The sequence below is a fragment of the Paraburkholderia fungorum genome, from assembly GCF_900099835.1.
Classification (GTDB): Bacteria; Pseudomonadota; Gammaproteobacteria; order Burkholderiales; family Burkholderiaceae; genus Paraburkholderia; species Paraburkholderia fungorum_A.
Genome location: NZ_FNKP01000001.1, coordinates 1,996,274 through 2,020,746, shown reverse-complemented (window position 1 = coordinate 2,020,746; position 24,473 = coordinate 1,996,274). Strand labels below are relative to the sequence as shown.

Genomic DNA, 24,473 nt, shown 5'->3' with positions numbered 1-24,473 from the left:
TAAGCTGGCGATGATCTGCCGGGTGACCAGTGAATGATTTAAACGGCGGTTGTGTGAAACCTCAGCGAAACTTCTGCGAAGCCCGCGCGCCGTTTCCCGCGCGCGCGGTTGTGCGGCCGATCGAAACGACACGGCCGGCACGATCAGTCGCTAGGACCGGGTTTCGCCGACGGGTCGCTGCGCAGGCGCTGCTGCGTCACGTCGCGGCCCACGGCGAGGCGTCGCATGTATTTGAAGGTGCCGAGCGCCTTGGCGACGAAATGGCCTTCGCTGTCGCGAATCTCGCCCTCGCAATACGCCATCGTGGTCGAGCGGTGCAGCACGCGGCCGGTTGCGCGCAATTCGCCACGGCCCGGCTGCATGAAGTTGACCTTCATTTCGACGGTGACGACGCCCACGCCGTCGCCGGCCAGACTGCGCGCGGCCATCGCGAGCGCAACGTCGGCGAGCGTCATCGTGACGCCACCGTGCGCGACGTCCCAGGTGTTCATATGGTCCGGCTGCAACGGCAGCACGACTTCGCTGACGCCGTCGGCGGCCGACAGCAGTTTTGCGCCGAGCCGGTCGACGAACGGGCTTTCGGGCAGCGTTGCGTTGCCGGATTGAGTGGATGAAGAGGAATCGGTCATTGCGGTATTCGGATTTCGGAGCCGACGGCGGCAAGCGCCATCGACGGATTCGTTGAACTTCAGACTGCCTGGACGCATACCCGATGAATCACGTCGATTCGAATTCACGGACGCCCACGCGCAGCAGGAAATGATACCCGCTATGGCACCGACGCATGCTCCGGCATCCGCGCCGCGAGCCGCCCGAGCCGGCGTATCGCTTCGTCCGCGAGATCAAGATCGGTGCTCGGACAACTCAGGCGGATGAAATGATCGAAGCGCCCGCTGTTCGAAAACACGGTGCCCGGCATCACGCGAATGTCGTCAGCGAGAGCGGCCTCAAAAAAAGCCGCCGACGACACCTTGCGTGGCAATTCGATCCAGAAAAACATCCCGCCGCGCGGCGGCGTGAATCGCGTGCCATCGGGGAACGACGCGGCCACCGCTGCGGCCATGCGCTCACGCTGAATCCGCAGGCTCTCCCGCAAACGCCGCAGATGCCGCTCGTACGCGTTCGTTTCGAGAAACCCGGCCAGCACCACTTGCGACAACTGCTCGTTATGCCGCGACTGCGCGAACTTCAGCATGCCGATTCGCGGATGCCAGCGCCCGCCGTTCAGCCAGCCGACCCGCATCCCTGGCGCGAGCGACTTGTTGAACGATGTGCAATGAATCACGGTGCCATCCGTGTCCCACGCTTTCAGCGACTTCGGCGGCTGCGCGGCATCGACCAGTTCGCGATACGGGTCGTCCTCGATCAGCGCAACGCCGGCCCGCGAGCACAGTTCGACGAGGCTCGCCTTGTGCGCGTCGGGCATCACGCTGCCGAGCGGATTTTGCAGATTCGGCACGACCACCACGGCTTTAATGTCGGGATGGGTTTGCAGCGCGAACGCCAATGCTTCGACGGAAAGGCCGGTGGTCGGACTGACAGGAATTTCGAGCGCACGCAGGCCGAGGCTTTCGAGCGCCTGCAACAAGCCGAAGAAACACGGCGACTCGACCGCGACGGTGTCGCCCGGCTGCGTGACCGCGCGCAACGCGAGGTTCACGGCCTCGATGCCGCCGTGCGTCATGATGATGTCGTCGGGACCGATCTGGATGCCCGCCGCAAGCGCCCGGCGCGCGATGATTGCCCGCAAGCCCGGATCGCCCTGATCGGGGCCGGCGGCGGTCAGCAACGTCGGCTTGCTGCGCAATGCGCGCAGTGCAGCCTTCTGCAATGCGTCGGTGGGGAAAAGATCCGGCGATGCGGTTGCGCCGCCAAGATTCAACGCATCTGGATAGCGCTGGAAAGTCGACACGATCGACGAAATCGTCGAGTGAATGCCGACGAATTGAGCGGCGCGCGGCAAGTTCGCGAGGTCGGGTTCGGACGCGGCGGGCAACGCCGCCGTGTGCTGCGCGCGCACGAAATAGCCGGCGCGCGGCCGTGCGTCGATCAACGCCGCCCGCTCGAGCACGCGATAACTCTCGGTTGCCGTCGCGAGACTCACACCGTGGCGCTGCATGAACGCGCGCATCGACGGCATACGGTCGCCCGGACGCAGCACGCCGCTGCCGATGGCACGCCGGTACTGGTCGGCGAGTTGCCGATAGAGCGGGTCGGTATCCGCTGGACGGGTTCCGGCCGGATTGGTGTGATTGAAGTTGGCTTGGGTCATGAACCGATGGTGCGGACAGTTTGCACGCCGCGACAGATACAGATCGGCCTGATTCCAACCGATACAGCGCGATAAATCACGATCCTGTACCGGTTCAGATTGTCGAAAGCTGTGGCTGTTTTCATGCGAACGGACTCAATAAGCTGGGTGACATGAAAACGGTTTACAGGAAGCCAGTCATGCCAGTACTTCAATCCAGCAGCGGCCGGCTTTTCGACGATGCCGCCCCTGCTCTGTCTCATCTCGCCGCCGGTCAGATCGGCGTGCACGACCTGCAGGCCGGTACGTCGATCGTGGCCGTGGAAGGTGATCTGCAACTTGGCTTCCGCGATCATTCGCTCGCATGGCTCGGTGATACGGTCCAGCCCACATCGGTCACCTTGCGCGAAGGCGAACGGTTCGTGACGCCGCAACGCGGTGTCGTTTCGATTCACGCTGCCGATGCCCGTAGCGCGACCTTCGTCGTGCAGGCTTCTGGCTCGGAAAACTCGATCCGCCGTGTTTTCCATCGAGCCGTTCGCCATCTGGGCAGTATCGTCAACGCGCGCTTGCGGCGTATCGCCTGAACGGTCTCCGGTCGCACTTTGCCCCCGGCTACAATGCATGACCAACCCGCTTCCATCGAGGTGCCGGTCATGTCCTTCGTTCGCACGCTGCTGTCCGGACCCTTCTCCCGCGTTGCCCGCCTGGTTGCGATCGGCGCGGTCGTCACGCTGACGCTCAACGGTTGCGCCGGGCTGTTCGGCGCCGACCCGTTGCGTGTCAATGTGGCCGGCATCGAGCCGATCGACAACCAGGGACTCGAGATGCGCTTCAACATCAAACTGCGCGTGCAGAATCCGAACGACTCCACGATCAGTTTCAACGGCATCTCGGTCGATCTCGATCTGAACGGCAAGCCGTTCGCTAGCGGCGTCAGCGACCAGAGCGGCACGGTGCCGCGCTTCGGCGAAACAGTGGTGAGCGTGCCGCTGACCGTGCCTGCGTTCACCGTGGTTCGCCAGGCGCTCGCGCTGCCCGGCGCGATGCAGTCGGGGCAAGTCCCGTACACGCTACGCGGCAAGCTCGCGAGCGGCCTGACCGGCACCACGCGATTCGTCGATCAGGGAAGCTTGAAGCTGCCGATGGCGGACATGGGCTTGCAGTAACGCGCGCGGGTAAAAACGGGCGCTGCCAGTTCAGTGTTATCAGCTTGAACCAGTGGCACCCGCCTTTCGCACTTCACCGCCGAACGCGCCCGTTCACACTACTTCGAACAGGCCCGCCGCGCCCTGGCCGCCGCCGATACACATCGTCACGACCACCAGCTTTGCGCCGCGACGTTTTCCTTCGATCAGCGCATGGCCCGTCAACCGCGCACCCGACACGCCATACGGATGACCAACCGCAATCGCGCCACCGTTCACGTTGAGCCGGTCGTGCGGAATGCCGAGCTTGTCAGCGCAATACAGCACCTGCACGGCAAACGCTTCGTTCAGTTCCCACAGGTCGATGTCTTCGACCTTCAGACCCGCCTGCTTCAGCAGCTTCGGCACCGCGAACACTGGGCCGATGCCCATTTCGTCCGGCTCGCAACCAGCCACCGCGAAGCCGCGAAAAATGCCGAGCGGTTGCAGTCCTTCCTGCTCGGCGACCTTCGCGTTCATCACGACGCATGCCGACGCGCCATCCGAAAACTGGCTCGCATTGCCCGCGGTGATCACGCCGCCGGGCATCGCCGTACGGATCTTCGATACGCCTTCGAGCGTCGTGTCGGCGCGAATGCCTTCGTCGCCGCTGACCGTCACTTCCTTCGTGAACAGACGGCCGGTCGCTTTGTCGGCGACACCTGCCAGCACCGTCAGCGGAACGATTTCGTCCTTGAACCTGCCGGCTTCGAGCGCGGCGGCCGCGCGCTGCTGCGAGCGTGCGCCGTATTCGTCCTGACGCTCCTTCGAGATCGAATAACGCTTCGCGACGTTTTCGGCGGTCTGCAACATCGACCAGTAGATTTCCGGCTTGTTCTGGCTCAGCCAGCCTTCGGTCATCATGTGGCGATTCATTTCGTTCTGCACGCACGAGATCGACTCCACGCCGCCCGCGACGAACACGTCGCCTTCACCGGCGATCACGCGTTGTGCGGCGAGCGCGATAGTCTGCAAGCCCGATGAACAGAAGCGGTTCACCGTCATGCCCGGCACGCTGACCGGCAAGCCTGCGCGCAGCGCGATTTGCCGTGCGATGTTCATGCCTGTCGCGCCTTCCGGATTCGCGCAACCCATGATCACGTCTTCGACGCGAGCCGGGTCGATCTTCGCGCGCTCGACGGCGGCCTGCGTCACGTGGCCGCCGAGTGTCGCGCCGTGCGTCATGTTGAAACCGCCGCGCCATGATTTGGCGAGTCCCGTCCGGGCGGTCGATACGATTACGGCATCAGTCATGCATATCTCCTTTGTCGATCGGAGTTGGCGCTCTAGCGCTGACTCCGGTCCCATACGAGTAGTTTCGATTTGGCGCTTTAGCGCCTACTCTGGTCCCATGCAAAGCTCTTACTCACGTCCCATACGAGTGAGTTCGAGTTAGCGCTTTAACGTCCACTCCAGTCCCATACGAATCGAGCAGCGCGCCGGCGATTCGCCATGCAGCAGAAACGCAGCAACGCGCGCTACCTCAGTTAGTCCAATCGGGAGGTCTTTCGCCCGCTCAACCGTGGTCGTTAAAACCACGGCCCTTCGCGGCCAGCTCCGCGATGCTCGGCGCGAGCTTCCACGCGTCGCCATTGGCCCGCGATGCATAGCGGCGAATCGCGCGCTCGACGTTGTAGAGGCCCACCGTGTCCGCGTACAGCATCGGACCGCCGCGATAGAGCGGGAAGCCGTAGCCGGTCAGATAGACCATGTCGATGTCCGACGCCTTCGACGCAATGCCCTCTTCGAGAATCTTCGCGCCTTCGTTGACGAGCGCGAACACGAGTCGCTCGACAATCTCGTCGTCGCCGATCTTGCGGCGCTCGGCGTTGGCATCTTTCGAGAACTCGCCGATCATCTCGTCGACCACTTTCGACGGATACGCGGTACGGTCGCCGGCCTTGTAGTCGTACCAGCCGCCGCCGGTTTTCTGACCGAAGCGGCCCATCTCGCACAGACGGTCGGCGACCTTCGAATAGTGCATGTCAGGATGTTCCTGATAGCGGCGCTTGCGGATCGCCCAGCCGATGTCGTTGCCGGCCAGGTCGCTCATGCGGAACGGGCCCATCGCAAAGCCGAACTTCTCGATGGCCTTGTCGATCTGCGCGGGCAACGCGCCTTCTTCGAGCATGAACAGCGCCTGGCGGATGTACTGCTCGATCATCCGGTTGCCGATAAAGCCGTCGCAAACGCCCGACACCACGGCCGTCTTCTTGATCTTCTTCGCGAGCTTCATCACGGTGGCGAGCACGTCTTTCGACGTCTCTTTGCCGCGCACCACTTCAAGCAGCTTCATCACGTTGGCCGGGCTGAAGAAGTGCATGCCGACCACGTCCTGCGGACGCTTCGTGAATGCCGCGATCTTGTCGACATCGAGCGTCGACGTATTCGACGCGAGGATCGCTCCGGCTTTCGCCACCTCGTCCAGCTTCCTGAACACCTGCTCCTTCACACCAAGTTCTTCGAACACGGCTTCGACGATCAGATCGGCCTGCTTGAGGTCGTCGTAGGACAGCGTGGGCGTAAGCAAGGCCATGCGCTGTTCGAGCGCTTCGGGCTTGAGCTTGCCCTTCTTCACCGTGGCATCGTAGTTCTTGCGGATGGTCGCGAGACCGCGGTCGAGCGCTTCCTGTTTCGTCTCCAGCAGCGTGACCGGAATGCCCGCGTTGATGAAGTTCATCGCGATGCCGCCGCCCATCGTGCCCGCGCCGATCACGGCGACCCTGGCAATCTCGCGCACCGGCGTATCAGCCGGCACATCGGGAATCTTGCTCGCCGCACGTTCACCGAAGAAAGCGTGACGCAGCGCATGGCTTTCCGGCGTCTGCACGAGCGCCATGAAGCATTCGCGCTCGAATGCCAAGCCCTTGTCGAAACCGTTCTGCACGCCCGCTTCGACCGCGTCGATACACTTTTGCGGAGCCGGGAAATTCTTCGCGATCGCCGCGACGCTGTTGCGTGCGAACTGGATAAAACCAGCGGCATTCGGATGTTCGATCTTGCGATCGCGCACTCGCGGATGCGAGCCCGTTTTGGCGCCGACCTTGCGTGCAAACGCGAGCGCCGCTTCGGCCAGATCGCCCTGCACGACTTCATCGAAGAGACCGGAATCGGCGAGCTTTTCCGACAACACCGGCGCACCCGAGACGATCATGTTCAACGAAGCTTCGAGGCCGATTGCACGCGGCAGACGCTGCGTGCCGCCCGCGCCCGGCAGGATGCCGAGCTTCACTTCCGGCAGCGCGATCTGCGCGCCGGGTGCCGCGATCCGATAGTGCGCGCCGAGCGCCAGTTCCAGCCCGCCGCCCATCGCCACGCTGTGAATCGCCGCGACAACCGGCTTCGCGCTGCCCTCGACGATCCTGATGACCGTGGCGAGCGTCGGCTCCTGTGTCGCTTTAGGCGTATTGAATTCGGTGATGTCGGCGCCGCCCGAAAAGGCCTTGCCCGCGCCCGTCAGCACGATGGCCTTGATGGCCTGGTCGTTCTGCGCGCGCTCGATCCCGTCGACGATGCCCGCGCGTGTCGAAAGGCCCAGGCCGTTCACGGGAGGATTGTTCAGCGTGATGACGGCCACGCCGTCGTGAGTTGTGTAGTCCACTGCCATCTGCCTGCCTCCATGCGATCCATGCAATGAGGCGGCACGTTGCGTGCCGCCTGTCCGGTTCATCGAGTTGGCGCATGACTCATGCGGCCCAACTCATTGTCCATCTTTCCGATTGTCCGGGGTCAGCAGGCAGAATACACAAAAAAGCACGCTCGTTCAATTTATCGTTAGGCGGGGTTTCCCCTGGCAAGCGGACAGTTCTTTTCGTCCTCGAGCGCGGACGGCAACACGTGATTGCGGAAGATGTCGCGCAGCTTCAGTTTTTGCAACTTGCCGGTGGCCGTGTGCGGCAGTTCGTCGACGAACGCGACGTCGTCGGGAATCCACCATTTGGCGACCTTGCCGTCGTAGAACGCGAGCAGTTCTTCACGCGTCACGTCGACGCCCGGACGCTTGACCACCACCAGCAGCGGACGCTCGGTCCACTTCGGATGCGCGCATGCAATGCACGCCGCCTCGGCCACGGCCGGATGCGCGACGGCGACGTTCTCGATGTCGATCGAGCTGATCCATTCGCCGCCGGATTTGATGACGTCTTTCGAGCGGTCGGTGATGTGCAGGAAACTGTCGGCGTCGATGGTCGCGACATCGCCGGTCGGAAACCAGCCGTCCACTAGCGGCGATTCGTCCTTGCGGAAATAACGGTCGATCACCCACGGCCCGCGCACATGCAGATCGCCGAACGCGACCCCGTCCCACGGTAATTCGCGCCCATCGTCGCCGACGATTTTCATGTCGACGCCATAGATCACATGGCCCTGCTTTTCGAGCGATTTGCGTTGCTCGGCGAGCGGACGCTGGCTCTGCTCCCACGTCAGTTTGGACAGCGTGCCGAGCGGCGACATTTCGGTCATGCCCCATGCATGGATCACCTGCACGCCGTAGTCGTCTTCGAACGTGCGCAGCATGGTCGGCGGACACGCGGAGCCGCCGATCACCGTGCGATTGAGCGACGAAAATTTCACGCCCGCTTCGCGCATGTAGTTCAGCAGCCCGAGCCACACCGTCGGCACGCCTGCCGAAAAAGTCACGCGTTCGCTTTCCATCAATTCGTAGAGCGACTTGCCGTCGAGATCCTTGCCGGGCAGCACCAGTTTCGCGCCGGTCAGCGGCGCGGCGTGCGGAGCGCCCCATGCATTCACATGGAACATCGGCACGACCGGCAGGATCGCGTCGCGCGCGGACAGGCACATCGCATCGGGCAATGCGGCGCCGAACGCGTGCAGCACCGTCGAGCGATGCGAGTACAACGCGCCTTTCGGATTGCCGGTGGTGCCGGACGTATAGCAAAGGTACGACGCCTGACGTTCGTCGATGGACGGCCAGTCGAAATGGCCGTCCTGCGCGTCGAGCAGCTTTTCGTAGCAGAGCACCGGCGTTTGCATCGCGGGCAGATGCGCTTCGTCGGCGAGCGCGATCCAGCCGCGCACTTTCGGACACTGCGGCGCGATGCAATCGACCAGCGGCGCGAACGTGACGTCGAACAGCACGTACGCGTCGTCCGCATGATTGACGATGTACGCGATCTGATCGGGGAAGAGACGCGGATTGATCGTATGGCACACGGAGCCGAAACCGGCCGTGCCGTAATACGCTTCCAGATGACGGTAGCCGTTCCACGCGAGCGTCGCGACCCGTTCGCCCGGTTCGACGCCCAGCGCGATCAGCGCCTGCGCGAGCTGCTTCGCGCGCTTTTCGCAGTCGCGGTAGGTATAACGATGCAGATCGCCTTCGATGCGCCGCGACACGATTTCGCTACTGCCGAAATGCCGCGCGGCATGCGCGAGCAACGAGGACACGGTGAGCGGCACGTCCATCATCTGGCCCAGCAGCGGCGTCGTCATAAAACGGGGTCTCCTGGCTTGTGTTCTGTTCGATCGGATTGGAATTCGGGCCGGGAGCCGCGAGGACTTGGGCGGACGTGTCGGGATGCGCCGCCGGGCTATGCTTCGAGACCGGCGAGAGATCGTTGCAACAGCGCGTTGCGACAGCGTCGGCAGGCTGGCCAGCAGCTCCGCGGGCGCGGACTTACAATATCGGTTAATCCAGAGGCGCTCAATATGTCGTTTTCCCCAAGCATTGCAGGGTTATCCGAAGCGGTAACGGATCTTTCCAACGCGTTGACCACATCGTCCGACAGCGCATTTGCGCGGCTCGGCAGCACGTTTCTGACGCGCCTGCCGGCAGCGCCGTTACCCGCGCCGTACATGGTCGGTTTTTCCGCCGAGACCGCCGCGTTGCTCGGTCTGAACACGGACATTCAGAACGATCCGGGCTTTGCCGAGCTGTTTTCCGGTAACGCCACGCGTGAATGGGCCGCCGACGCGCTGCCTTATGCGTCGGTGTATTCGGGTCATCAGTTCGGCGTGTGGGCCGGTCAACTCGGCGACGGCCGAGCGCTCGGCCTCGGCGAAATCGAACATGACGGCCGGCGCTTCGAGTTACAGCTCAAAGGCGCGGGCCGCACCCCCTATTCGCGGATGGGCGACGGCCGCGCGGTGTTGCGCTCGTCGATCCGCGAATATCTGTGTTCGGAGGCGATGCACCACCTCGGTATTCCGACCACGCGCGCGCTGTGCGTGATCGGCTCCGATCAGCCGGTGCGGCGCGAGACGCTCGAAACGGCTGCCGTGGTCACGCGGGTGTCACCGAGTTTCGTGCGCTTCGGCCACTTCGAGCACTTCTATTCGAACGACCGGACCGACGCGTTGCGCGCGCTCGCCGATCACGTGATCGATCGTTTCTATCCGCATTGCCGCAACGCTGAAGACCCCTATCTCGCTCTGCTCGGCGAAGCCGTCGATTCCACCGCCGACCTGATGGTCGAGTGGCAGGCGGTCGGCTTCTGCCACGGCGTGATGAACACCGACAACATGTCGATCCTCGGTCTGACGATCGACTACGGCCCGTTCGGTTTCATGGACGGCTTCGACGCCGGCTACATCTGCAATCACTCCGATTCGCAAGGCCGCTATTCGTACAAGATGCAGCCGCAAATTGCGTACTGGAATCTGTTCTGCCTCGCGCAAGGCTTGTTGCCGCTGCTCGGCGAACAGCACGAAGAAAGCGTGCGTGGCGACAAGTCGATCGAAGACGCACAGCGTGTGCTCGGCGGCTTCAAGGACCGTTTTGCGCCCGCGCTCGAACGCCGGATGCGCGCGAAGCTCGGGCTCGAAACCGCGCGCGACGGCGACGACACGCTGGTCAATCGCCTTTTCGAAGTGATGCACGCGAATCGCGCCGATTTCACGCTGACCTTCCGCCACCTTGCGCGCATGTCGAAACACGATGCCAGCGGCGACGCGCCGGTGCGCGACCTGTTCCTCGACCGTGCCGCGTTCGACACCTGGGCGAACGACTATCGCGCGCGCCTGTCCCACGAAACGCGTGACGACGCCGCGCGCGCCATTGCAATGAACGCGGTGAACCCCAAATTCGTACTTCGCAATCACCTGGCGGAAACGGCGATCCGTCGCGCGAAAGAGAAGGATTTTTCCGAAGTGGAGCGCCTGGCGGCCGTACTGCGCCGTCCGTTCGACGAACAGCCTGAAAATGAAGCGTATGCGGGGTTGCCGCCGGACTGGGCGAGTTCGCTGGAAGTCAGTTGCTCGTCGTGATGCGCGCAATCCGCCCGACGCCTGAATCTGATGTGAAAGAAGCCTGAGCCATTGAGCCGTCCCCAAAACAAGCCCGAGACAGGAACCCGACCATGAACAAGCCCGACGATCTCAACACCGACGCACCCGCCGTGCAGAAAGACGACGCCGAATGGCGCAAACAGCTGTCCGACGTCGAATATCAGGTGACGCGCCATGCGGCCACCGAACGCCCGTTCACGGGCCGCTATCACGATCACTGGGACCGCGGCATTTACGATTGCGTGTGCTGCGGCACGCCGCTGTTCGAATCCGACACCAAGTTCGACGCCGGTTGCGGCTGGCCGAGCTACTTCAAGCCGATCGACGGCGAAGTGATCGCCGAGAAAACCGACCGCTCGCACGGCATGCTGCGCATCGAGGTGCAATGCAAGAACTGCGGCGCGCATCTGGGCCACGTGTTTGAAGACGGTCCCGCGCCGACCGGCCTGCGCTACTGCATCAATTCGGCTGCGTTACAATTCGAGCCCAAGTAACGCGGCGCGTGGCTGGCCGGTCGCCACGAAAACTTCATCTTGCTTGCGGCGGCCTGCGGGTCGTTTTCGGGCGGCTTGCGAAAAGTTTGCACACCGTTCACAAGCGGGTTACGCGGATTCGGGCTGGTGTCTTACCAGTCTGGTCCGCAACGCCGCTGGCACTGGCCCGCTGAACCCGCGTCGGCTGGTGCAACCGCACCGACCTTCGGCGGCAGACAGCAGACGGCATGCAGCACCTGGCACCATTTATCGCTGGTCGCTGCCGCATCGGGTCTCACGCGGCGTACACTACCGGGCGCTTTGAAACGCGCCCAATTCTCCGACTCACTCTCCGAATTCCCGACCAGATAATGAAATTCCTGTTCGATCTGTTCCCGATCATCCTGTTCTTCGTCGCCTTCAAGATCTGGGGCATTTTCACGGCGACGGCAGTGGCGATCGTCGCCACGCTGGTGCAGATCGCGTGGGTGGCCTTCCGCCACCGCAAGGTCGACCCGATGCTGTGGGTGAGCCTGGGCGTCGTCACCGTGTTCGGCGGCGCCACGCTCGTGCTGCACAACGACACCTTCATCAAGTGGAAGCCGACCGTGCTGTACTGGGCGTTTTCCGTCGCGCTGGTGGTGTCGCAACTGGCCTTCAACAAGAACCTGATCGAAGCGATGATGGGCAAGCAGATCACGCTGCCGCACGCGATCTGGAGCAAGCTCAGCCTGATCTGGGCAGCGTTTTTCGTGCTGCTCGGGCTGGTCAATCTGTTTGTCGCGTATCACTACACGACCGATCAGTGGGTCAATTTCAAGCTGTTCGGCGCGACCGGATGCCTGCTGGTGTTCATCGTCGGACAGAGTTTGTGGCTGTCGAAGTACATGAAGGAAGAATGACATGACGACCGATGTTTTCATGCACGCCACCACCGCCGAGCGCGCCGCGTTGATCGAAGCGCGCCTCGCCGCCGCACTCGCGCCGGTCGCGTCGATCCAGATCACGGACGACAGCGCGCAGCACGCGGGACACGCCGGCGCATCGGCGGGCGGTCACTTTACCGTCACGATCGTGGCCGCCGCATTTGCCGGAAAGCCCCGCGTAGCACGGCATCGCATGGTGTATGATGCGCTGGCCGATGCCATGCAGCGCGGCATTCATGCCCTTGCCATCACGGCGTACACGCCCGAAGAATTTGCTTTGTTGCCCCGCTAGGAACTTCCGATGACCTTGAAGAAAACCCGCCTTTGGGTATTGCTGGCTGCATTTGCGGCCGCACCTGCATTTGCACAGAACATCGCTGTCGTGAACGGCACGCCGATTCCGAAAGCACAAGCCGATGCACTGATCGATCAACTGGTCCATCAAGGCCAGCAAAACACGCCGCAACTGCAAATGGCAGTGCGCGAAGAACTGGTGAACCGCCAGATCCTGATGCAGGAAGCGCTGCGCCGCGGCCTGCCGAATCGTCCGGACATCAAGGCGCAAATCGCCGTCGCACAACAAACCGTCGTGCTGCGCGCGCTGATCGAAGACTTCGTGAAGAACAACCAGCCGAGCGACGCCGAAGTCACCGCGCGCTACAACTCGCTGATCAAGGACGCGGGCGGCAAGGAATATCACCTGCACCACATCCTGGTCGACAACGAGCAGCAGGCTAAGGACCTGATCGCGAAGATCAAGGCCGGCGCAAGCTTCGAAGACCTCGCGAAGCAATACTCGAAGGACCCGGGATCGGGCAAGAACGGCGGCGACCTCGACTGGTCGGACCCGAAGGCTTATGTGCCTGAATTCGCGGCTGCGGCCGAGAAGCTGCAGAAAGGCCAGATGACCGACGCGCCGGTGCATACGCAATTCGGCTGGCACATCATCCGTGTCGACGACGTGCGTGCTGTCACGCCGCCGCCGCTGGAACAGGTTCGTGCACAGATCGTTCAGCAGATCCAGCAGGAAAAGCTGCAAGCGTTCGAAGAAGGTCTGCGTAAGAACGCGAAGATTCAATAAGCGGCTGATTATTCAGAGACCGCTTTGGTTGATGAAGATTGAAATGCAGAGAAGCCGCCCTTGGGCGGCTTTTTTGTTGCCGTGAATTTGATGGGCTTGAAGGTGCGAAAGCAGGTGCATCGCAGTTCGAGCTTTGGCATTAGCTCAGAAATAAAAAAGCTGCCCAAAGGCAGCTTTTTTGATGCGATAAAGGCCACCGCCCGAAGCGGCAGCCCCACACAAATCAACCCAGCCAGCGACGTGCGTTCTGGAACACGCGCAACCACGGGCTTGCGTCCGTGCTGCCCTCGCCCCAGCCTTCCGGGTGCCAGCTCATCTGCACTGCACGATGCACGCGCTCGGTGTGCGGCATCAGCACCGTGAAGCGGCCGTCGCCCGTCGTGACCGACGTGATGCCGTTCGGCGAACCGTTCGGGTTGAACGGATACTGCTCGGTCGCCTGACCACGGTGATCGATATAACGCATTGCCACCGCGACCTTCGACGCATCGCCCTGCTGCGAGAAGTCTGCGAAACCTTCGCCGTGCGCGATCGCCACCGGAATGCGCGAGCCTTCCATGCCGGCGAAGAAGATCGACGGCGACGCCTGCACTTCGACCAGCGAGAAACGCGCTTCGAATTTCTCCGACTTGTTGCGCGTGAACTTCGGCCAGGCTTCGGCACCCGGGATCATCGACGCGAGGCTGCTCATCATCTGGCAGCCGTTGCAGATGCCGAGCGCGAACGTGTCGTCGCGACCAAAGAATTCGGCGAACATGTCGGCGAGTTGCGAATTGAAGCGGATGGTTTTCGCCCAGCCTTCGCCTGCACCTAGCGTGTCGCCGTACGAGAAACCGCCGCAGGCCACCGCGCCGGCGAAGTCAGCGAGACTCGCGCGACCCGAGAGCAGATCGCTCATGTGCACGTCGTGCGCGTCGAAGCCGGCGCGGTCGAATGCATACGCCGTTTCGAGGTGCGAGTTCACGCCCTGTTCGCGCAAAATCGCGACACGCGGACGCGCGCTTTTGCCGACGAACGGCGCAGCCACGTCTTCAGCCGGATCGAAGCTCAGGACCGGCGTGATGCCCGGATCTGCCGCGTCGAGCAGCGTGTCGTATTCGGCATCGGCACAAGCAGGGTTGTCGCGCAGACGCGCGATACGCCAGCTCACCTCGCTCCACGTGCGATGCAATTCGGCGCGCGGCGCTTCATAAATCTTTTTCGCGTCGCGATAGATTTCGATCGTGTCACGCTCGTTGATCTTGCCGATCACGTGCGAGCACGCCGACAGGCCATGTTCGCGCAACGCGGCGAGCACCACGTCGCGATCGGCTGCACGCACCTGAATCACGCCACCAAGTTCTTCGTTGAAGAGCGCGCGGATCGTGCGGTCTTCGCGACGGCCGCTGGTCTGCTTCGCCCAGTCTTTCGCGTCGCCGTAATCGGATTCGTGATGCGGATCGAGCACCAGCATGTCGACATTCAGCGACACGCCGACGTGGCCCGCAAACGCCATTTCGCAGACCGTCGCCCACAGGCCGCCGTCCGAGCGGTCGTGGTAAGCGAGCAGCTTGCCGTCGTTGTTCAGCGACTGGATCGCGTTGAAGAAGCGCTTCACGTCTTCCGGGTCGTCGACGTCGGGAACGGTGTCGCCGACCTGCTGCGTCACCTGCGCGAGGATACTGCCGCCCAGACGATGCTTGCCGCGGCCAAGGTCGATCGCGATCAGCACGGTGTCGCCCACGCCGTCCGTGCCGTTCGTACGGCGCAGTTGCGGCGTGAGGTGCTTGCGCACGTCTTCGACCGGCGCGAACGCCGAGATGACCAGCGAGACCGGCGCGACGACTTCCTTCGCGACGCCACGGTCTTCCCACTTGGTGCGCATCGACAACGAGTCTTTGCCGACCGGAATGCTGATGCCCAGCGCCGGGCACAGTTCCATGCCGATCGCCTTGACCGTGTCGTACAGCGCCGCGTCTTCGCCCGGTGCGCCGCAAGCAGCCATCCAGTTCGCCGACAACTTCAGCTTGTCGAGCGACGCGATCGGCGCCGCTGCAATGTTCGTGATCGCCTCGCCAACCGCCATGCGGCCCGACGCCGGTGCGTTGATGACGGCGAGCGGCGCGCGCTCGGCCATTGTCATCGCTTCGCCGGTGAAACCCGCGTAGTCCATCGTCGTGATCGCGACGTCGGCCACCGGCACCTGCCACGGACCGACCATCTGGTCGCGCGCGGTCGTGCCGCCCACCGAACGGTCGCCGATCGTGATCAGGAACGACTTGCTCGCCACCGTCGGATGACGCAGCACGCTCGCTGCCACGTCCGGCAAAGCGATATGGGTGACGTCGACCGGTTCGAGCTTCTGCTCGACGCGCTTCACGTCGCGATGCATGCGCGGCGCCTTGCCGAGCAGCACTTCCATCGGCATGTCGACCGGCTCGTGAGCGTTGTCTTTCTGCTCGGAGTCGATCAGCTTCAGTTGACGCTCGGCGGTTGCCGTGCCGATCACCGCGAACGGGCAGCGCTCGCGTTTGCACATCGCTTCGAAGGCCGGCAGATCGGCCGGATCGATCGCCAGAACATAACGTTCCTGCGCTTCGTTCGACCAGATTTCGCGCGGCGACAAGCCGCTTTCTTCGAGTTGAATATTGCGCAGATTGAACACTGCGCCTTTGCTAGCACCGTCCACCACTTCCGGGAACGCGTTCGACAAACCGCCCGCGCCGACGTCGTGAATGCTCAGGATCGGGTTCTTGTCGCCGAGTTGCCAGCACGCATTGATGACTTCCTGCGCACGGCGTTCGATTTCCGGATTGCCACGCTGCACCGAATCGAAGTCGAGTTCAGCGGTGTTCGTGCCGGTTGCCATCGAGCTGGCCGCACCGCCGCCCATGCCGATGCGCATGCCGGGACCGCCGATCTGGATCAGCAGCGAGCCTTCCGGCAGATCGTGCTTGTGCGTGTGCTGGTCCGAAATATTGCCGATACCACCGGCGATCATGATCGGCTTGTGATACCCGCGCACCAGGCCCGCGACGTTCTGCTCGTAAGCGCGGAAATAGCCACCCAGATTCGGCCGGCCGAATTCGTTGTTGAACGCGGCGCCGCCGAGCGGGCCGTCGATCATGATCTGCAACGGCGACGCGATGCGGTCGGGACGGCCATACGCTTCGAACTTGTCGTCCGGATTGCGATGGGCGAGCGGCTGTGCAGCGTCGCGCGCGTTTTCCCATGCTTCGACGCCGTCGGGCAATTCCAGATTCGACACCGTGAAGCCCGCGAGACCCGCCTTCGGACGCGCGCCGCGGCCGGTCGCGCCTTCGTCGCGGATTTCACCGCCCGCACCGGTTGCGGCGCCCGGGAACGGCGAGATCGCGGTCGGGTGATTGTGCGTTTCGACCTTCATCAACGTGTGCGTCAGCTCGACGTTGCGGCGATAGTGCTCCGGCAATTCGCTCGCACCAAGTTGCTCCGGCGTGCGCGGGAACCAGCGCTCGGCCATGCCCCCCGCCATGATCGCCGAGTTGTCCGAATACGCGACGATCGTGCCTTGCGGATTCAGCTTCTCGGTATTGCGGATCATGTTGAACAGCGAGATGTCCTGCTTCTCGCCGTCGATGGTCCAGTCGGCGTTGAAAATCTTGTGGCGGCAGTGCTCGCTGTTGGCCTGCGCGAACATCATCAGTTCGACGTCGGTCGGATTGCGGCCGAGCTTCGTGAACGCATCGACCAGATAGTCGATTTCGTCGTCCGCGAGCGCGAGGCCCAGTTCGGTGTTCGCCGCTTCCAGCGCGCCACGGCCGTTGCCGAGCACGTCGACGGTTTGCAGCGGCTTGGCCGGCAGTTCGTCGAACAGATGCAGCGCGTGCTCGCGCGACGGCGCGACGCTTTCGGTCATGCGGTCGTGCAGCGCGGCGGCGACTGCCGCGCGCGCTTCGTCCGACAACGCCTTCTTGCCGCCCAGCAGCCCGCTTTTCAGCGTGACCGTGTATTCGACGCCGCGCTCGATGCGGCGCACCTGCGTGAGGTTGCACAGATGGGCGATGTCGGTTGCCTTGCTGGCCCACGGCGACACCGTGCCGAAACGCGGCACCACGAGGAAAGTTTCGACCGAACCGCGCTCTTTACTTTCTTCGAGCGGATCGCCGTAGTGCATCAGCGCTTCGATCTTCGCGTTGTCTTCAGCGGAGAGCGGGGTTTGAGCGTTGACGAAGTGCAGGAATTGACCGCGCACGCCCGTAATGTTCGGATCGATGCGCGTGAGCGTGTCGAGCAGGCGGGTTTGACGGAAATCGGAGAGGGCCGAAGCGCCGGGGAAACACGAGAAGTGGGCCATGGACTTGACGTTGCGTCGCTCTGCGATGCCGCAGACTCGAACATACAGGCGACGTGAGGCGGAAAGGAAGTCCGGGATTATACCCCGGGAACAGGCTTCCAGCGGGCCTGACGGTGCGGTTTCGGTCCATCCGCCGATGCTGCGTCGATGCGCCGCCCGCGTGGCCGCGCCTTGCGTTTGACTGCTATCATTCGGCCTTTCACCAGATCGGCGCAAGCAGCCCGGCTCATGCCAGGCAGCGCCGCATGTCACGCCAGAACGGATACGCCACTTCGGCGTCCCGCCGGCAACTCGAATCAGAACATGGATGTCATCGTCATTGGCGGCGGAATTGCAGGCGCCGCCACCGCTTATCACCTGCGCGCGGCCGGTCACCGGGTCTGCGTCGTCGAGCGCCACGCCACCGTCGCGCAGGGCGCCACCTATGGCCACGGCGGCACGGTCCTGCCCACGCCGCTCGACGTCTGGTTCGGCCCGACCTTCATGGCGAGCCGCCAGAACGCCCGCAACGGCGTGATCAGCAAGGTCGGCTTCAATGGGCAGGCGCGTCAGTTCGTCAAGCAATTGTCCGCGCTGCAGGAACCGGACGCGTTCAGCCGCCAGTTCGGCCTGCTGCGTCCGCTGATCGAAGCGTCGCGCGACGCGTTGATCGATGTCGAATCGCGCTTCGGTCTCGAATTCGAACAGTCGAACGGCGTGCTTTATCTGGTGCGCTCGCAGCAGGAATGGGAGCAGACTCAAGCCGCGCTCGAATTGCTGCGCCAGTACGAAGTCCCGCATCACGTGCTGACGCCGGCCGAATGCGCGGCGTTCGAGCATTCGGTGCGCACCGAACCGGAGTTCGCCGGCGGCGTGCTGTTCGACCAGGACCGCACGGCCAACTGCCCGCTGTTCGCCAAACTCATCAAGCAGACGCTCGACGCGCAAGGCGGCGTGCAATTCATGCTCGGCTGCGAAGTGTCGGCGATCCGTCTCGAAGGACAACGCGCGTCGGTGGAACTGGCGCCGCGTCCAGGTTCGGACGCCCGTTCACGCGAAGTCGACGTGATTCACGCCGACGCGGTTGTCGTGGCGGCCGGTCATGGCAGCCTGTCGTTGCTCGAACCGCTGGGTTTGAAGCTGCCGCTGCATCCGCTGCGGCTGCATACGCTGGTCGCGCCGATCGCGCACGAGGAATGCGCGCCGCATGTGGCGATCGTCGACGCAGTGAAGCGGATCGGCATCAGCCGGATGAATCACCGGTTGCGGATTGCGGGCGGTGCGGTGCTGCAAAGCGCCGGCCAGATCGACAAGCCGTTGGGCGAAGCAGTCACGAAAGAAGCGCTGGCGCTGCTCGGCCAGGCCACGCATGACTGGATTCCGGGCGCCGCGCGGATTTCGGCGGCGCTGCCGTGGGAAGGCGTCAAGCTGCTGTCGCCGGATGGCTTGCCGGTGATCGGCAATGCGCTGCATCCGCGTCTGTTCGTCAATGTCGGACATGGTCCGGCGGGCTGGGGCCTCGCTTGCGGAGCGGGCAAGCTGGTCGCCGATCTGATTTCAGGCCAGACGTCCGATTTGCCGGCCGATACGCTGGCCGCACTGCGGGCAGAACGGTTTCAATAAGCCTGTCGCTTCTGCATCAAATCCACTTGAAAACGTATTGGCGATCATGAGAACCACAAGGTTTTCATGATCGCCGGTTGCGTTCTTTTGCGTCCGGTCGCGTCTGTTTGCGAGCACACGCGACGACCGCTCCCGCAATTCCCGCTGCAAATGGCGCGCACGTACCAACGCGGGCCGGAAAGAGCCGCGCATCGCGCCCGCATCGGCACTAACATAGCGATTTCCTTTGCTTGCGCGTGCTGCAACGAGCACGCGAAACGCCAGGTCCGCCATGACAGACGCCGAACACACGCCGCCTACCCTCATCAACCCGCATCATCGGGCGCTGCCCCTGCTGACGCTGACGGATCTGCGGATCGCCGAATCGCAAGCTCAAGCCGCACTGCCCCCGCACACGCTGATGGGCCGCGCCGGGCAATCGGCGGCGAGCTTTCTGCATGAGCAGATCACCCGCGACACGTCGGTCGAAAAATCGAAGCAGCGCGTGTGGCTGATCGCCGGCCCCGGCAATAACGGCGGCGACGCGTTGATTCTCGCGGCCGAATTGCACAAGGTGGGAATCGCCGTCGAGTTGTGTATGCCCGTCGACGTGAAACCGGACGACGCCCGCTGGGCACTCGACACGGCCCGCGCCGCGGGCGTGCCGATCACACCGGAACCGCCTGCATCGCTGGACGGCTTCCGCTGGCTCGTGGACGGCATGTTCGGCATCGGCCTGACGCGTCCGCTCGAAGGCGTGTTCGCGAATGTCGCGCGGCAGTTGTCGCAGCGGGCAAAAGCGCGGCCCAGAAAAGGCGGCGTTCTCGCGCTCGACGTTCCAAGCGGACTCGACAGCGACACCGGCACGGTCGTCGGCAATGGCGACGGCGTCGCGGTCTGCGCGACTCACACGATCACCTTCATCGGCGCGAAGCCGGGTCTGTTCACCGCGCAGGGGCGCGACCTCGCCGGCCAGGTGACTGTCGCGCCGATCGGCGTCGACATTGGCGCGCGCACGGTCGTGCAATTGAACGCGCCCGAGCTTTTCAGCGCGTTCCTGCCGCCGCGCGATTTCGCGACCAACAAGGGCACGTTCGGCAGCCTCGCGGTGGTCGGCGGCGATACGGGGATGTGCGGCGCGCCGATCCTCGCGTCGCGCGCGGCGCTCTACACCGGCGCGGGCAAAGTGCACGTCGCGCTGCTGGGCGACGGCGCTCCGCCTTACGATCCGCCGCATCCCGAACTGATGCTGCATCCCATCGACGATCTGCCGCTCGATTCGATGGATGCGCTGGCGGTCGGCTGCGGCATGGGGCACCGCGAGCGCGCGACGCGCGTCATGCACGACGTGCTGCCGCTCGACGTGCCCAAACTGTTCGATGCCGATGCACTGAACCTGATCGCCAAAGATCCCGCTCTGGCCGACGAAGTGACCGCGCGCGGCGTGCAAGGCGACCCTTGCATCCTGACGCCGCATCCGCTCGAAGCCGCGCGCCTGCTCGGCAGCGACGCCGCCGCCGTGCAGCGCGACCGCGTCGGCGCGGCCCGCGCGCTGGCCGCGCGCTTTGCGAGCGTCGTGGTTCTGAAAGGGACAGGCACGATCGTCGCGGCGCCGGACGGCCGCCTCGCGATCAACCCGACCGGCAACGCGGCGCTCGCCACGGGCGGCACCGGCGACGTGCTCGGCGGGATCATCGGCGCATTGCTCGCGCAACATTTGCCACGCTACGAGGCGGCTCTCGCGGGCGTGTTCCTGCACGGCCTCGCCGCCGACACCCTCACCGCGCAAGGCCATGGGCCGGCCGGCCTGACAGCAGGCGAACTCGCACCGATGGTGCGCACCCTGCTGAACCGTATGTTCTATCCGCCGACGGCCGCATAACGCCGGCCTGACGCGCACCGTCGTCCCAACTTTTGCGCGCGATGCCCAAACCCATGCAGGCTGTCACGCATCGCCGCTATACTGGACAACTGCGCCGCGTGTCGGGTCGATCGCGGGCAGCAGCGAAGTTTCAACCGGAGCCCGAAGGCTCTGCGGCTCGTCAAGAGCCGGTTGAAACTTCACTGCCGCCCGCGTCGCGAACCCGGCTGCGCGGCATCGTTCTAACAGCATCGTTGCATCATCCTCGGCAGCGCTTCACGCGCGGCCTTTCTTCGTGCCCCCTGGTTAGACGGACGCTATGACCCAGAACTCGCTCCCCTCCTGGTCCTCGCTGCAAACGCATTACGAGAAGATTCGCGATGCGCACATGCGCGACTGGTTCGCCCCCGAGAACGACCCCGCCCCTACCCGTGCCGAGCGCTTCGCGTTCGCGGGCGGCGGACTCGCGGCCGATTTCTCGAAGCACCGTATCACCGATGAAACCCTGAAGCTGCTCGTGCAACTCGCGCGCGAAGCCGGCGTCGAAAAACGCCGCGACGCGATGTTCGCGGGCGAGGTCGTCAACCCGACCGAAGGCCGCGCCGCGCTGCATACCGCGTTGCGCGCGACCGATCCGAAAGCGCCGTTCCACGCCGAGATCAAGGCCGAACGCGCGAAGATGGCCGCGTTCGCCGACCAGGTGCGCAGCGGCGCATGGACCGGCTACACCGGCAAGCGGATTCGCTACGTGGTGAACATCGGCATCGGCGGCTCGGATCTCGGGCCGAAGATGGTCGTGCACGCGCTGCATCATCTGGCTACGCCGGAGATCACCACGCACTTCGTGTCGAACGTCGACGGCGCCGACCTGTACAACGTGATGCAGCAGATCGATCCCGAGGAAACGCTCGCGATCATCGTGTCCAAGACCTTCACGACGCTCGAAACGATGACCAACGCGCGCTCGCTGCGCGACTGGTTCGTCGAAAAGGGCTGCCCGGAAAGCGCACTGGCGAAGCATTTCGTCGGCGTGTCGGCGAACCCGGCGGAAGTGGTCAAGTTCGGCATCGCGAAAGAGAACGTGTTCGAGATGTGGGACTGGGTCGGCGGCCGCTATTCGCTGTGGTCGGCGGTCGGTCTGTCGATCATGATCGCGGTCGGCCCGCAGCAGTTCGATGAACTGCTCGCCGGCGCGAACGAGATGGATCAGCATTTCCGCGATGCGCCGCTCGAAAAGAATTTGCCGGTGCTGCTCGGCATGATCGGCATCTGGTATCGCAACTTCTTCGGCTCGCAAAGCTACCTGGTCGCGCCGTATTCGGAAGCGCTGCATTTCCTGCCGTCGTATCTGCAACAGCTGGAGATGGAGAGCAACGGCAAGTCGGCACGGCTCGACGGCGCGTTCGTCGACTATCCGACGTCGGCGGTGACGTGGGGCGAGCCTGGCACGAACGGCCAGCATGCGTTCTTCCAGATGCTGCATCAAGGGCCGACCATCGTCCCGATCGACTTCGTTGCTGTGCTGACGCCGGAGCATCCGCTGGCGAGCCATCATCCGAAGCTGCTGGCTAACTGCTTCGCGCAAAGCGAGGCGTTGATGCTCGGCCGCACGCTTGAAGAAGCGAAGAAAGTGGCGGGCCCGGACAAGCCGGAACTCGCGCCGCATCTGACCTTCCCGGGCAACCGGCCGACCGCCACGCTGATACTCGATGCGCTCACTGCGCGTTCGCTCGGCGCGTTGATCGCGTTGTACGAACACAAGGTGCTGGTGCAGGCGTCGGTGTGGAACATCAACCCGTTCGATCAATGGGGCGTCGAACTCGGCAAGATTCTCGGCAAGGTGGTGGAGGCCGATCTGACCGCCGCAAGCGTGGACGAGAAGAAGCATGACTCGTCGACCTCGGCGCTGATCGCGCGCGCGCGGGCCGCGTTGAAGAAATGAGCGATGCTTCGGGTTGAATCCCGCTGCTTCTAGCAGGAATGAATAGCGGAAATGAAAAAGCGGGCCTTCGTGGCCCGCTTTTTTTATAGCAACGACTTTTGTCGATAGCGCTGGATCAGGCCAGCCGCCCCGCTTCGATCGTCACCGTCTTGTCGCAACGACGCGCCAGTTCGATGTCATGCGTAACGAGAATCAGCGTGGCGCCGTTCGCGCGATTCATCTCGAACATCAGATCGATCACAGCGTGACCGGTCGCGGCATCGAGACTGCCGGTGGGTTCGTCGGCGAACAGGATAGCCGGATGCGTGACGAAGGCCCGCGCCAACGCCACACGCTGCTGTTCGCCACCGGACAGCAACTTCGGATAGTGCCCGGTACGCTGCCCAAGGCCGACCTGCTCCAGCAGACCACGCGCCCGTTGCGCCGCCTCGCGCGTGCCGACGCCGCCTTGCAACTCGAGCGGCAACGTGACGTTCTCGAGCGCGGTCAGGTGCGGCATCAGTTGGAACGACTGGAACACGAAGCCGACCGATCCGCTGCGCAACGCAGCCCGCCCGTCTTCGTCGAGTTCGCCGAGTTCCCGGCCCAGCAACCGAACCGAGCCCGAACTCGCGCTGTCCAATCCCGCGAGCAAGCCAAGCAGCGTAGACTTGCCCGACCCGGATGCACCGACGATTGCCACACTGCTGCCGGCATCGATAGCAAGATCGATATCGTCGAGAATCGTCAGTTCGCCCGCTGCATCCTTAACCTTCTTGCACAAACCCCGCACTTCAATGACTGGATCAGTTTTGTTTAGCATGGTGAAGCGTAGGTTGAAAGTGCTCGCCATAGCCCCGCGCGCCGCAGCGCTGTCTACAGCATTCGGCTCGACCGTGATGGCCGCCGCCCTTTTTTCGATGCCCTTCGCGGCCCAGGCCGCCAATGCGCCCGAACCTGCCCGGCCGGTGATCGTCGTACTCGGCGACAGCATCTCCGCCGAATACGGCCTGCCTCGCGACACTGGCTGGGTTGCGCTGATGCGCCAGCGTCTGTCCGACGAGCGAATCGATTATAGCGTCGCCAATGCCAGCATCAGCGGCGACACCACCAGCGGCGGACGGGCCCGCTTGCCGGCGCTCATGCAACGCCTGAAGCCGAGCATCGTGATCGTCGAACTCGGCGCCAACGACGCATTGCGAGGCGTGCCGCTTTCCACCACCGAAGACAACCTGCGCACGATCATCGAGCAGGCTCAACAGGGACATGCAAAGGTCGTGCTGGTGGGCATGTACGTCCCGCCCAATTACGGCCCCGACTACACGCAAAAGTTCCACGGCCTGTATGGCGATCTGTCGAAGGAATTGCGCGTGCCGTTAGTGCCGTTCCTGCTCGCCGGCATCGCCGACAAACCGGACATGTTCCAGGCCGATCAGATGCACCCGACCCAGCAGGCACAGCCAGTGCTACTCAACAACGTGTGGCCTGCAGTAAAGCCACTCCTTCGTACAAGTTCGTCGCACTGAAAAGCTGCTAACAACTTGTTTCCAGAACTTTGGGAACGCGGATCGGCAAGTTTGTTCTGACACTTTCCTATCCCGTGTCACCCCGCTCGTTTCGCTAGAGCGACTT

At 63.5% G+C, this 24,473-nt stretch carries 20 protein-coding genes; 11 read left to right on the top strand and 9 right to left on the bottom strand.

The genetic code is table 11. The features are described from left to right. Positions 1-143: 143 nt before the first annotated feature. Together BLS41_RS08925 and BLS41_RS08920 are read right to left on the bottom strand one after the other, a co-directional pair. The gene (locus BLS41_RS08925) at positions 144-629 is read right to left on the bottom strand and encodes a PaaI family thioesterase (RefSeq protein WP_074766396.1); all 486 of its coding nucleotides are present in this window, start codon (positions 627-629) and stop codon (positions 144-146) included. 140 nt (positions 630-769) lie between these two features. Beyond that, a complete protein-coding gene (locus tag BLS41_RS08920; protein WP_074763969.1) occupies positions 770-2,272 on the bottom strand; it encodes an aminotransferase-like domain-containing protein in 1,503 nt (500 codons plus the stop codon). A gap of 179 nt (positions 2,273-2,451) precedes the next feature. On the opposite strand from BLS41_RS08920, the gene BLS41_RS08915 reads away from it, so the two are divergent. Both BLS41_RS08915 and BLS41_RS08910 read left to right on the top strand, forming a co-directional pair. Continuing rightward, positions 2,452-2,838, top strand: coding sequence for a hypothetical protein (locus BLS41_RS08915; protein ID WP_074763968.1), 387 nt, complete (start codon positions 2,452-2,454; stop codon positions 2,836-2,838). Positions 2,839-2,907: 69 nt separating this feature from the next. Then, positions 2,908-3,420 (top strand): LEA/WHy family protein, encoded by a 513-nt coding sequence (locus BLS41_RS08910; protein WP_074766394.1) that lies wholly within the window; start codon positions 2,908-2,910, stop codon positions 3,418-3,420. A 93-nt stretch (positions 3,421-3,513) separates the two neighbouring features. On the opposite strand, the gene BLS41_RS08905 is transcribed toward BLS41_RS08910, so the two are convergent. The 3 genes from BLS41_RS08905 to BLS41_RS08895 form a co-directional block, all read right to left on the bottom strand. After that, complete coding sequence (locus tag BLS41_RS08905; RefSeq protein ID WP_074763967.1) at positions 3,514-4,692, bottom strand: acetyl-CoA C-acyltransferase; 1,179 nt, start codon at positions 4,690-4,692, stop codon at positions 3,514-3,516. A gap of 262 nt (positions 4,693-4,954) precedes the next feature. Beyond that, the gene (locus BLS41_RS08900; RefSeq protein WP_074763966.1) at positions 4,955-7,045 is read right to left on the bottom strand and encodes a 3-hydroxyacyl-CoA dehydrogenase NAD-binding domain-containing protein; all 2,091 of its coding nucleotides are present in this window, start codon (positions 7,043-7,045) and stop codon (positions 4,955-4,957) included. 167 nt (positions 7,046-7,212) lie between these two features. Beyond that, positions 7,213-8,889, bottom strand: a complete 1,677-nt coding sequence (locus BLS41_RS08895; RefSeq protein WP_074763965.1) for a 3-(methylthio)propionyl-CoA ligase — start codon at positions 8,887-8,889, stop codon at positions 7,213-7,215. A 216-nt stretch (positions 8,890-9,105) separates the two neighbouring features. Between BLS41_RS08895 and BLS41_RS08890 the strand changes: the two genes are divergently transcribed. From BLS41_RS08890 to BLS41_RS08870, 5 genes are all read left to right on the top strand, one after another. Continuing rightward, positions 9,106-10,662, top strand: coding sequence for a protein adenylyltransferase SelO (locus BLS41_RS08890; protein ID WP_074763964.1), 1,557 nt, complete (start codon positions 9,106-9,108; stop codon positions 10,660-10,662). Positions 10,663-10,754: 92 nt separating this feature from the next. Continuing rightward, on the top strand, positions 10,755-11,177 hold the full coding sequence (gene msrB, locus BLS41_RS08885) for a peptide-methionine (R)-S-oxide reductase MsrB (RefSeq protein WP_074763963.1): 423 nt from the start codon (positions 10,755-10,757) through the stop codon (positions 11,175-11,177). 350 nt (positions 11,178-11,527) lie between these two features. Then, positions 11,528-12,058: a septation protein A gene (locus tag BLS41_RS08880; protein ID WP_074763962.1), complete on the top strand. Its 531-nt coding sequence runs from the start codon at positions 11,528-11,530 to the stop codon at positions 12,056-12,058. A gap of 1 nt (position 12,059) precedes the next feature. After that, positions 12,060-12,374, top strand: coding sequence for a BolA family protein (locus BLS41_RS08875; protein WP_074763961.1), 315 nt, complete (start codon positions 12,060-12,062; stop codon positions 12,372-12,374). 9 nt (positions 12,375-12,383) lie between these two features. Beyond that, positions 12,384-13,163: a peptidylprolyl isomerase gene (locus BLS41_RS08870; RefSeq protein ID WP_074763960.1), complete on the top strand. Its 780-nt coding sequence runs from the start codon at positions 12,384-12,386 to the stop codon at positions 13,161-13,163. An 8-nt stretch (positions 13,164-13,171) separates the two neighbouring features. Here BLS41_RS08870 and BLS41_RS38295 read toward each other — a convergent pair whose 3' ends face one another. After that, positions 13,172-13,429, bottom strand: coding sequence for a hypothetical protein (locus BLS41_RS38295; protein ID WP_143026234.1), 258 nt, complete (start codon positions 13,427-13,429; stop codon positions 13,172-13,174). Beyond that, the gene (gene purL, locus BLS41_RS08865) at positions 13,387-17,478 is read right to left on the bottom strand and encodes a phosphoribosylformylglycinamidine synthase (RefSeq protein WP_074763959.1); all 4,092 of its coding nucleotides are present in this window, start codon (positions 17,476-17,478) and stop codon (positions 13,387-13,389) included. The genes BLS41_RS38295 and purL overlap by 43 nt, the downstream gene beginning before the upstream one ends. 303 nt (positions 17,479-17,781) lie before the next feature. On the opposite strand from purL, the gene BLS41_RS08860 reads away from it, so the two are divergent. Continuing rightward, positions 17,782-19,080 (top strand): FAD-dependent oxidoreductase, encoded by a 1,299-nt coding sequence (locus BLS41_RS08860; RefSeq protein ID WP_074763958.1) that lies wholly within the window; start codon positions 17,782-17,784, stop codon positions 19,078-19,080. Here the strand turns inward: BLS41_RS08860 and BLS41_RS08855 are convergent. After that, positions 19,015-19,353 carry a hypothetical protein gene (locus BLS41_RS08855; protein ID WP_074763957.1) on the bottom strand — a complete coding sequence of 113 codons (339 nt, stop codon included), beginning with the start codon at positions 19,351-19,353 and terminating at the stop codon, positions 19,015-19,017. The genes BLS41_RS08860 and BLS41_RS08855 overlap by 66 nt on opposite strands. Here BLS41_RS08855 and BLS41_RS08850 point away from each other — a divergent pair. After that, positions 19,352-20,941 (top strand): bifunctional ADP-dependent NAD(P)H-hydrate dehydratase/NAD(P)H-hydrate epimerase, encoded by a 1,590-nt coding sequence (locus BLS41_RS08850; protein ID WP_074763956.1) that lies wholly within the window; start codon positions 19,352-19,354, stop codon positions 20,939-20,941. The two genes, BLS41_RS08855 and BLS41_RS08850, sit on opposite strands and share 2 nt — an antisense overlap. 298 nt (positions 20,942-21,239) lie before the next feature. After that, the gene (gene pgi, locus BLS41_RS08845) at positions 21,240-22,862 is read left to right on the top strand and encodes a glucose-6-phosphate isomerase (RefSeq protein WP_074763955.1); all 1,623 of its coding nucleotides are present in this window, start codon (positions 21,240-21,242) and stop codon (positions 22,860-22,862) included. 115 nt (positions 22,863-22,977) lie between these two features. Here the strand turns inward: pgi and BLS41_RS08840 are convergent, their stop codons facing one another. Further along, positions 22,978-23,664 carry an ABC transporter ATP-binding protein gene (locus BLS41_RS08840; protein WP_074763954.1) on the bottom strand — a complete coding sequence of 229 codons (687 nt, stop codon included), beginning with the start codon at positions 23,662-23,664 and terminating at the stop codon, positions 22,978-22,980. Here BLS41_RS08840 and BLS41_RS08835 point away from each other — a divergent pair. Next, complete coding sequence (locus BLS41_RS08835; protein WP_074763953.1) at positions 23,663-24,367, top strand: arylesterase; 705 nt, start codon at positions 23,663-23,665, stop codon at positions 24,365-24,367. The two genes, BLS41_RS08840 and BLS41_RS08835, sit on opposite strands and share 2 nt — an antisense overlap. The last annotated feature ends 106 nt before the right edge of the window (positions 24,368-24,473 follow it).